The sequence below is a fragment of the Corynebacterium sp. HMSC058E07 genome, assembly GCF_001809885.1.
Taxonomy (GTDB): Bacteria; Actinomycetota; Actinomycetes; order Mycobacteriales; family Mycobacteriaceae; genus Corynebacterium; species Corynebacterium macclintockiae.
On sequence record NZ_KV799238.1, the window covers coordinates 1 to 10,268 of the forward strand.

8 protein-coding genes are annotated in these 10,268 nt (G+C 56.5%); 7 read left to right on the forward strand and 1 reads right to left on the reverse strand.

The features are described 5' to 3' along the window. Positions 1 to 156 precede the first annotated feature (156 nt). Positions 157 to 1,662: an EsaB/YukD family protein gene (locus tag HMPREF2678_RS00870; RefSeq protein WP_083303382.1), complete on the reverse strand. Its 1,506-nt coding sequence runs from the start codon at positions 1,660 to 1,662 to the stop codon at positions 157 to 159. Between the two features lie 120 nt (positions 1,663 to 1,782). On the opposite strand from HMPREF2678_RS00870, the gene eccCa reads away from it, so the two are divergent. From eccCa to HMPREF2678_RS00905, 7 genes are all read left to right on the forward strand, one after another. Next, on the forward strand, positions 1,783 to 5,838 hold the full coding sequence (gene eccCa / locus HMPREF2678_RS00875; RefSeq protein WP_070550534.1) for a type VII secretion protein EccCa: 4,056 nt from the start codon (positions 1,783 to 1,785) through the stop codon (positions 5,836 to 5,838). 277 nt (positions 5,839 to 6,115) lie between these two features. After that, entirely contained in the window at positions 6,116 to 6,817 is a 702-nt protein-coding gene (locus HMPREF2678_RS00880) for a hypothetical protein (RefSeq protein ID WP_141746992.1), read from the forward strand. Between the two features lie 3 nt (positions 6,818 to 6,820). Further along, entirely contained in the window at positions 6,821 to 7,138 is a 318-nt protein-coding gene (locus HMPREF2678_RS00885; protein ID WP_034966010.1) for a hypothetical protein, read from the forward strand. 3 nt (positions 7,139 to 7,141) lie between these two features. Then, complete coding sequence (locus HMPREF2678_RS00890) at positions 7,142 to 7,447, forward strand: WXG100 family type VII secretion target (RefSeq protein WP_034966008.1); 306 nt, start codon at positions 7,142 to 7,144, stop codon at positions 7,445 to 7,447. Between the two features lie 159 nt (positions 7,448 to 7,606). Next, complete coding sequence (locus HMPREF2678_RS00895; RefSeq protein WP_222866593.1) at positions 7,607 to 7,942, forward strand: WXG100 family type VII secretion target; 336 nt, start codon at positions 7,607 to 7,609, stop codon at positions 7,940 to 7,942. A gap of 48 nt (positions 7,943 to 7,990) precedes the next feature. Further along, positions 7,991 to 8,284, forward strand: a complete 294-nt coding sequence (locus HMPREF2678_RS00900) for a WXG100 family type VII secretion target (protein WP_034966005.1) — start codon at positions 7,991 to 7,993, stop codon at positions 8,282 to 8,284. A gap of 93 nt (positions 8,285 to 8,377) precedes the next feature. Beyond that, positions 8,378 to 10,268: DUF6531 domain-containing protein (locus HMPREF2678_RS00905; protein WP_246817850.1), on the forward strand; the 1,891-nt coding region annotated here is incomplete at its 3' end.

Here is a 10,268-nt window from a genome sequence, read left to right on the forward strand (position 1 = left end):
CTCCGTGTCCAAAATGTCGCTAGACATCACACGTCTAGCCGACGTCGGTTGGGTGGGCAGAACCGGCTGAGCAACTGCCGGTGAGATAGCTCGTGGTGCGTATATCGCGCCACGGGCTTTCTTTTATCTATCGCCAGGATCCTAGTAGAACGACGCCTAACTGACCGCCCAGTAGTAAGTCAGAACACCTTGCCCGATGAGGACAATTGGGATGAATGCAAGGGACGCCACCACGTCAATGAATGTGATGACTTTGGCCATGCGCGCCTCGGCCAATTCGTCCGGCTGACGATTAGCGATCAAGGCTAAAACAATCAGTGAGATGACGGTGACCAGGGCGGCTGCAGCCCATGGTTGCCAACTATCAGTAGCACCGTTGAACATCCACGCATTCACACCAAACTGATCAGCGGAGCCCTTGCCAGTCTGCGATCCGTCGCCCAAGAACCAATGCACGAAGCTTCCGGTGCTCGTGGCGAGGCCAATGATTCCGACGATGAGCAGAGGGCTAATGATCCGAGCATCCGAAAAGCCATTCGTACGCAGGATCAAGATGACCGCCAACAAGGCTGCGATGAGCCCCTGTTGCCAGTAGCTGCTTGTGTTGAGAACAAGAACAATAAGGGCACCCATGATTGTTGCGGCCCAGCTAATACCGCGACTAATTGCTTCAGTGCGCAGGGCGGCAGCGCGGATGGATTCGCGACTAATGGATTCACCTGCGTCACTGCGACGAAGCATCGCGGCAAGCCCGGTGCTACTGATAGCAAGCGTCGACGTGGTCAGTAGCATCGCGATGGGCAGCCATGCTGTCCACGCGGCCAGCGCAAACGGACTTGCACCAAGGAAGGTTGCCAGCCCGAAGGCCGCCGCAGCAACGGCGACGATCCCGGCTGCAACCGCTGTAGCTGTCGCCTGCCTCCGCAGCGCGATCCAAGCTGCGATGGCCGCACAGAGCGCAGTGATACTGATTGTCCACGCTAGCCCTGGTGCACTGTCCACAGGCCGCAACATGGCTGCAGAGACTATGAATCCAAAGATAGGCAGGGACCACGCCAACTTCTGTGCCCACGGACGGGGCTTCCACAGGGCAATCCCGATTGCCACGAGGGTCAGAATGGTAGCGGTCACGACGCTCGTGATTCGACCTGAATTCCACGCCTCCACAACGTGTCCGCCGGCGGACGAGCCATGCCCAAAACCAAGCCCTGCGAGACTGCTACCCCACACACCCTTGAGCGCGACGAGGCCAACCAACGTAATAGTGGCCAACATGGTTGCCAGCAGCCCATCTGTGCGAGTGGTTCCAGACCACGCAAACTGGGAGGCTCCAATGGTGCTGCGCATTTCGGCCATGATGTCATCGACAAATGGTGCGTGGGCGGCTTCAGCTCGCTGCGACAGGTAGAGCTTGTGCCCGTCCAGCACCTCATAGTCTTCGAGAGTGCGCTCAGCGTTGATAATCCCCGTTTCTGGGGAGGACAGCACCCACAGGTGCGCGGTAGCTTCCACGTCTGCGGTAAATTCGGAATCTGCTACTCGTCCACGGAACAGTTCCACCACGTCATCGAGGTAGTCGATGACGGGCCTGTGTGCTGGGAGGCTGACATCCAGTTGATGGTCTTGCCAAAACACACTTAATCTCACAAACATCGCAGACATAGTAGTAATGATTACATGGATTGTCGTGTGGCACGTGGCTGGGTGCCCTAGTAATGCGCCTAGCGGCCGATTGTCCTGTTGATCCCCCCGATACGTGCGTAGAGAGTTTTTGCTGAAGTAATGTCCACCAAGATTATTCACCGTCCGGCTCGCGCGAATCGAGCGATAGTGCCACAAGGGCCGTTGGAGTTGGCCCAGATTCCAACGATCCGTTCCAATGGCGCGGCGGCGAATGCGGTGACGTTCCTGCTTCCAGTTATTGGTGGCATGGGCATGGTGCTCATGATGATATCGTCCGGCAACCCTATCCGCATGGCCATCGGCTCGGTGATGTTCGTGATGGTGATTGTCAGCGCGCTGGTGATGTTCGCGCGTTCGCGCACGGGCAAGCGCAAAGAGGCCGAAACAGCCCGCGTTCGTTTCTTGGAGCACCTGAAGGAAATGGAGGCGAAGGCAAAAGACAAGGCAACTGAGCAACAAAAGGTCGCAGCAATGCGCAGCCCCGAGCCAGGCGCGCTGCAGGATGCCATTCGAAATCCCTTCCGTCTGTGGGAGCGGCGCCGCAGTGACGAAGATGTTTTGGTCACCCGCATCGGATCAGGAACGTGCCAGCTGGCGTGCGGCATCAAGGTGAAAGAGGCCACGGACCCGTTGGCCATTCCGGAGCCGATCTCCCAGGCGCACGCAGAACGCATGCTGAAGCGCACTCAAACCGTGGAAAATACTCCCATCGCCATTCCAGCCCGTGGTGTGGTCAGTTTGGTGGGCTCTCCACAGCTGACCACGGAGGCTCTGCGCACGATTGTCACCCAAGCTGCGGTATTCCATGCTCCTGACGATGTGCGTTTCCACTTTGCATTGCCGTTGGCTGATCATGCGGATACGGCAGATTGGGCGCTGTGGCTTCCTCACGTCTTGAGTGAGGACGAGTTTGATGGCCCTCTGGGCAAGCGCCAGGTGAGCCACGATGAAACTTCCGCCCAATCGTTGCTCCAGGAGGTGGAGCGCCGCAATGACGAGTTGAAGGAGCGCGCCCGGTACCAAATGAAGTCTCTGGAGGAGCCTTTCATTGTGGTGGTGCTGGACATGGATTCCGAGCATGGGCGCTGGTTGGAGGGCCAATTGTCTCAGGTGTTGAGCCTGGAAAAGGCCCGTATTGCTGTGCTAGCCACGTCTCTGCGTCAACAGGACGAGCCGAGCCACGTAGACGTCCGTGTGAGCATTGAGGATTCCCGCGAATTCCAGGTTCAGCTGATCGACCGTGGCGAGGTGCGCGAACCCAAACCTGGCGAGGATGGCTTTGTAGAGCGCATGCTGTACGGAGGCTTTCGTGGCCGGTTGGATCAGGTCTCCCCTGCCTTAGCGGAGTCCGTGGCGCGTTCGCTTTCACCTCTGCGCTTGGTGGAGGATGCCACGCCGGACGCTCCGCTTGAACAGACCATTAGCCTGGATGCGATGCTGGGCATCGACGACTTTGCTACCTACGACATTGCCCACCAATGGAGTCCTGGTGGCGCGGACGAGTTCCTGAAGGTGCCTTTTGGAATTGACGCCGAAGCGCAACCGATCTACCTAGATATCAAGGAATCCGCGAAGTCCGGAATGGGGCCACACGGCCTATGTGTGGGTGCGACCGGTTCTGGTAAGTCTGAGGTGCTTCGCACCATCGTCTTGGCTCAGGTGATCAACCATCATCCTGATCAATTGTCGCTGGTTCTGGTGGACTTTAAGGGTGGCGCGACGTTTGCCGGCTTGGAGCCACTCCCCCACACGGCCGCGGTGGTGGATAACTTGGCGGACGAAGCGGGCTTGGTGGATCGCCTGCATGATTCGATTTTGGGCGAGATTCAGCGCCGCCAGCATGTTCTGCAAAAGGCTGGCAACTTGGCCAATGTTGCAGAATACAACGCCATTCGTCAAAAGCAGATCGACCAGGATGGCTCGACCTCCATGGATCCTCTGCCTGTCCTGTTTGTGGTGATTGATGAGTTTGGTGAGCTTCTGGCAGCCAAGCCGGAATTTATCGAATTGTTTGTGCAGATCGGGCGCATCGGCCGTTCCATTGGCGTGCACCTTCTCTTGGCTTCTCAGCGTTTGGAGGAAGGCCGCCTGCGCGGCCTGGAATCTTACCTGTCCTACCGCATTGGCCTGCGTACGTTTTCCGCATCCGAATCCCGCACGGCCATTGGTTCCACGGCAGCCCACGAGCTTCCCCCAATTCCCGGTTCGGGCTATTTGAAGGTGGATCCGGATATCTTTGACCGCTTTAAGGCCGCTTATGTGTCGGGACCGTACACGTCCTCCGCATCCCAGGAAGAGCGCGAGCTTCCACCGGTTCCGATGCCTCTGGAGCTAGAGAATACGACGGAAAGCTGGCTGCAGCAGCGTGTTGAGGCACACCAACTTTCGCTGGCTACGAATGCCAAGAAGTCGGCGAACATCCAACCGGCGGTAGAGCCAACTACGACGTTGGAGCTGGTTGTGTCCCGCTTGATCCCCGCTGCGGAACCTACCCGTCAGATTTGGCTTCCTCCGGTTCCTGACAGGATCGATCTTGGCTCGGCGTTGGGCCAGGTAGAGCTCACATCTGACCGTGGCATGCGTGCTCAGCGCACCGGTCAACTGCAGATTCCACTGGGGCTGAAGGATAAGCCTTTAGAGCAGTGGCAGGGCCCGCTTGTTGTCGATTTGGCGGGTTCGCAGGGCAACGTCGCAATCATGGGTGCTCCGCAATCTGGCAAGACGACAACGGTGAAGTCTCTGGTTCTGGCCACGGCTCTGACGCACACTCCTGCGGAAGTGTCCATGTACATCGCGGACTTGAACGGTTCGGCCTTCACCGCGTTTGCGGAGCTTCCCCATGTTGGTGATGTGGCTACTCGTTTTGATGAGGATAAGCTGCGCCGCATGTTTTCTGAGATGCTGCAGTTCCTCGCGGACCGTGAGCGCATCTTTGCCGAGCATCGCTTGTCCAGTGTGGAAGATATGCGCCGTGCACATGCGGCGGGCCGCCTTCCGGAGCTGCCCAGCGCCGATGTCTTCCTCATTATCGATGGCTGGGCCACTCTTCGTCATGACTTTGAGGATCTGGCTGAGCAGGCTCAGAACTTGGCTGCCCGCGGCCTGGGTTATGGCGTACACGTGGTGTTTGCAACGGGTCGCTGGGCAGATTTCCGACTGCAGCTGCAGGCTGTAATTGGCACAAAGCTGGAACATCGCCTGAATGATCCTCTGGATTCCTCGATCGGGAAGAAGCCGCAAGAGCAGTTGGCAGGTCAGCCGACGGGTCGCATTTTGTCGGCAGACAAGCTGTTTTCCCATGTGGCAAGCCCTGTGCTGGACCAGCCGGATGTGGTTCGGGAGCAGTCCACGCAGGCGTTGATTTCCGCGATTGCTCAAGCAAGCCCATTTAAGAATGCGCCTGCGGTACGCATGTTGCCGGAGAAGGTCATGCTGCAGGATCTGATTGAGGCCAGCGGCGGTCAGCCTGCTGTGGTGGCATTGGCGGAATCAACGTTGCAGCCCGTGCGCTTCGATTTGGATGGTGCTCAGCGCCATGTGTTCATCGTGGGTGAGCATGCGTCAGGAAAGACAACGGCGCTTCGCGCTTTGATGTCGGAGGCAATTCGTGGCAAGCAGCCGGGCCAGGTGATGTTTGGTATTTTCGACGCCCGCCGTACCTTGCTTGGCGAGTGTCCTGAGGAGTTCCTGGGTGAGTACGCTGGCACAAAGTCCGCGGCGGAGCTGTTGGCGAAAGGTATCGCCAAGGAGCTGGAGAGGCGTTTGCCCCCTGCGGATGTAACGCAGGAGCAATTGCGCAATCGGTCGTGGTGGCAAGGCCCCGAAATCTACATTGTGGTAGATGATTTTGAGCAGTTCGAGGGAACCAATAACCCGCTCCGACCACTGGTTCCCTTCCTGTCCCATGGCGCAGATATTGGTCTTCACGTGTGGATTGCACGCCGCGCGGCTGGTGTGTCGAGAGCCACGTATGACACGTTCGCGCAAGGCATCCGGGACAACGGTGCTAATGGTTTGCTACTCAGCGGAGAAAAGCAAGAGGGCGCTGTGTGGCCGAAGGTGTACCTGCAGCAGCTACCTGTTGGCCGCGCACAGTGGGTACGTGGCCCGGGCCGTGTGGAGTTGGTTCAGCTTGGTTTCCGCTCCCCCAATTAGAGGGCACTATAGGTAAGCCTAAGGCAAACCGCACCTTACACACGCCTCATTTTTATATAAGGGTTCGCGCCCCAGCCAACCCAAACCCTTATCTATCCATACCCAAACCGTGCCGCCATACCTGCAGATTTCCCATCGCTCAGGATTCTCTAATTTAAGGTCCTGTCTTTCCCTTTAATTGAAAATTGCAATGCGATCTCGAGGCTCAACTGGCATCCTCGAAGAGGTATTCAAGATTGACGGTGCAATTGAGTGAGTTAATAAGGAGAAAGGCTTTATGGCCAATTCGGTCACCTCGCCTGTGCGGTTCCACCCGGATGCCCCACGTCCACGGTTCCTATGGCAAGCCTCCCTACCCACCAACTGGGTTCGCATTGACACTCACCCAGAAGCGTCACCACACCGTTTGTCCCAGATCGCGGAGAATTACATTCCTGGCCACCGCTTAAAGCGAGCCGAACAAAAGCTGGTGCTTCAGCAGCTCGAGCAGCTGGTTAAAGCCGCCCGCGATGGAAGCATTCTTCTAACTCTCATCCTCCCCGGCCTATCGGAAGATGGACAGGCAACGTCGGCCACACTGTTGTTGCGCTGGTACGACAGCTCCCCTGAGTTTGCTAGCCTGCGCACCGTGGAGCAGGCATTTTCTACCAAGGACGCGACCACACAGCAGTGCACATCCCCCAAGGGAACGGCCTATCTGTACTCATCCAACACCACTCAGTCCGGTCCAATATCTCAGCGGCGCACGACATTCCACCACCAGGCGTTTCTTCCCATTCCCTCCACCACATGGACGTTGGTCATTTCTGGATCTGCTCCAGATGAGGAGACTGATGAGTTGCTGGGCAATATCGTGAAGCGTGTGGCCAACAGCGTTCAGGCCCATCCAGAGACGTTGGGTGAGACGTTTGAAGGTTTGGATCTACTCGATTCGAACTTCTTCGCTGGCAGCCAGGAAGCTTTGCAGGAACAGGAGTAAGGCATGTCTGATTACATTCAAGTACCTCTGCAATCTCTGCGTGATATTGCAAACAATCTCGCCGGTATGAAGGCCGATCTGGAAGGCGATAAGAAGGGCGCCGACCTTCTGTCCGGTGTGGATTCCATCCACGGCCACAAGATCCAGCAAGCGGTGGCCGAATATTTCGGCGAATGGGATGGCCCACGCAACCGCCTTCTGGAAAACGTCGGGAAGCTAGGCGATGTGTCGGGCAAGATCGCCGACGTCACTCAGCAATATGATGACGAATCCGCAAAAGGTTTTAACCAGTTTGCCGCCAAGCTCAAGGGAAAGGAATAGCACATGTCTGGCGCTACGTATTATGCGTTCCGCGATTCGGCGGCAGATTCCACAAAGGGCGATATCAACACGGTGATGAACGATATCGCAAATACCTTGGACGATATCGACAACTCAATTGAAGATCTTCGTGGAGGTTGGGAGGCTACTGAGGCCGATGCGTACTACGAGATCATCACCAAGTGGAAAGATGGCGCCACCAATCTGAAGGACGTCCTCAAGGACGTCCAAGATGCCTTACAAAACATGAAAGATGGCAATACACAGCTTCGCCAAGGAATTGCCAAAGTGCTCGATGAAACCAGTTAGCTCAGTTAGCTAATGTCACGCGCGGGGTGCATGCGGGTGAAGGTCGGAAATCTTCTCTCGCGCTTGTTCTTCCAGCACCGATCTAACTGCGCGCCAACCTTTACAAGTTTTCACCACTATTAACGAGCCCGTGTTGTCGGACTCGCACAAGGAGTAATCATGGGTAGCGAACACCTTTCCGTTGAACACAGTGCCGTTTCTGGTCACGTCTCTTCTCTGCAGACCAACCACCAGCACCTGATGGACCAGTCTTCTAAGTTCTTGGATGCTTTGGAGCCGTTGAAGGGATCCTGGAAGGGCTCCTCTGTTGGAGCTTGGGACAATATGACTCAGGCATGGTCGGACAACATGGATCAGGTTAAACAGGCTCTGGAGGAGCTGACTGGTCGCGTCGATGAAGCTGGCAAGTCCTACCAGTCTGGTGAGGAAGAGCAGACCAGCGCGCTACAGCAAAAGTTCGCCGGCATGAATTTCCAGCAGGGCAACATTCTCTAACCAACCACCGTCACCACATCTTTAATCGTTGAAAGGATAACGTCCCAAATGGCTGTGTATGCGTACAACAATTCCGATGCTGAGTCCACTTCTGGCGATCTCAATGGCGTAATGAACCAGATCGAGTCCACCCTGTCGGAGATGGATTCTGATATCCGCAAGCTGGCTTCCAGCTGGGAAGGCTCCGAGCAGGAGGAATATTCCCAGGTTCACGGTAAGTGGTCTTCCGCTGCACATAACCTGAAGGAAATTCTGGGCCAGATTCGTGGCGCGCTGGATGAAAACACCCAGTCCGTCGCTGAGACTCGTGGCCGCGCTTCCCAAGCTATCGCTGGTTCCTAAGAGGGCTAGGTTCTCTAGCCCTCTCCTTCCCCTCTCCTTCGATTTCCCCTTCGTTTCTTCATCTGACCAAAGACCAGAGGATCTTAGCCCGCCATGCCAGAACTATTGCTCGCCCCGTTCTTCGTCTACAAAGGTAAGAACTTCCACATTGGTGGAAACGTTGGAGCCGTTGGGGAAACTGCGCGTCGCTATACTACTTTCGGCAATCAAGCAACGACCGCAGCCTCAGCAATGCGGTCTATCAACGACGGCGGGTTCGAGGGCTCCGAGGGTGACCGATACAAAGAACTTCTGAACGCTGATTTCCCTAGTCATCTGGATATCACTGGCGAGTCTCACTCAGGCGTTGGCCGCGCCATTCGTCTTTATAAGTTTGCGCTGCAAACTGCGCAAAGAGACATGGGAGCTCTTGAAGTGCCAGCTCGGGCTACCCACTCTAACTATCAGGCCGCTGTTACCGCCTTGAACACGGCTGAGGTCAACGCCGCCCGCGCGCGATTAGCAGCGACGGCTGCGACCGCCACAGCCGTAAGCACATCAATGATTCCAGGTGTGGGTGCCGCGACTGCCGCCGCAGCCGCTTCTGCAGAGGCTGATTCGAAGACGGCTCAGGCTGCTCTGAAAGCAGCACGCCTCCACTTTGAGGAAGTCAAAACTGCTTGGCTGGGTCACATTTCAACCTCTGATGCCATTAAGACCACTTTGGGCGAAGAGGTTGATTCCGCCGTAGGTATTATCGCAGCCCAGGCTAAAGCGGACTTTGATGACAATCCGAACTGGCTAGAGCGCGCATGGCAGAAGACCAAGGATTGGGTGTCTGATCATGCTGACGTTCTCGCCGCTATTTCTGACATCATGCAGATTGTCGGTTCCGTTTTGCTCCTTGTTCCTGGTCTTCAGGCAATCGGCGCTGGTCTGTTGATTGCTGGCATTGGGCTGAAGGCTTTGCTTGCTGCCACGGGCAATGCGTCGTGGGGTGAAGTACTTTTCGACGTAGCGACATCGTTGCCGTTTGCCGGTATAGCCAAACTTGCGAAAGCAGGAAAGCTTGGCAACACCGTTGCCAAGGCAACCCACGGCATGGGCAAGGCAGCGTCCGCTGTTAAAGCAGCTGCATCGAAGGCTGGTAAGGGGCCTGTTAATCAGCTATCTCGAGGCTTTAACAAAAAGTGTGCAGGCGATCCAATCGACATGGCGACAGGCGACATGGTCGATTTCACTCAAGACATCAACATCCCTGGCATCTTGCCGCTGATCATCGACCGAAACGCTAATTCTGCGCACGAGTTGGGACGAGCTTTGGGTTCCAAGTGGGTCTCGCGCATGGATGTGCATATTGAGATCCTCGATGACGAAGTCCTCATGGTCTCCCCCGATGGTGCACTGTTGACGTTCCCGCCAGCCCCAATGGACGGATCCGAGGTTCGCGCGGACGGCCGCGCGTGGCTGCTTTCCTTTGCAGATGGTGCCTACCGTGTGCGCAACGTCGCGGAGGGAATCACCTACGTATTTTCTGTTTCTGGTGACGGGAGCTACGTCACTACATCGGGTGTGGAGGACCGCTCCCCTGCAGCTGGTGGACACTCGGCTGGCGCGGGATTGCGCACCGGTTCCTTCGCCGCTGATCTTGGTCTGGGCTTCACCGTTGGTGTGACGGCGTTGGTTCATCACACGGGCGCAGCCATTACGTACTCCTGGGATCAGGCCACTGGCCAGATGCGGGATATCACGCGCACCGATGGAACTCACTTGTCTTTGGTTTGGGATCACGCTACGAATCGTGTGGCTTCCATCTGGGTTGATAACCAGCAGACCCACCCTGACGAAGCACCTCAGCGGCTGATCTCTTATGAATACGACGCTGCAGGTCAGCTCATTCGCGTGGTGAATTCCCATGCTGGTGTGCTGAGCTACTTCTATGATGAGCAAGGCCGTATTTCTGGTTGGCGTGACCGGAATGGTGCTGCGTATCACTACCGCTACG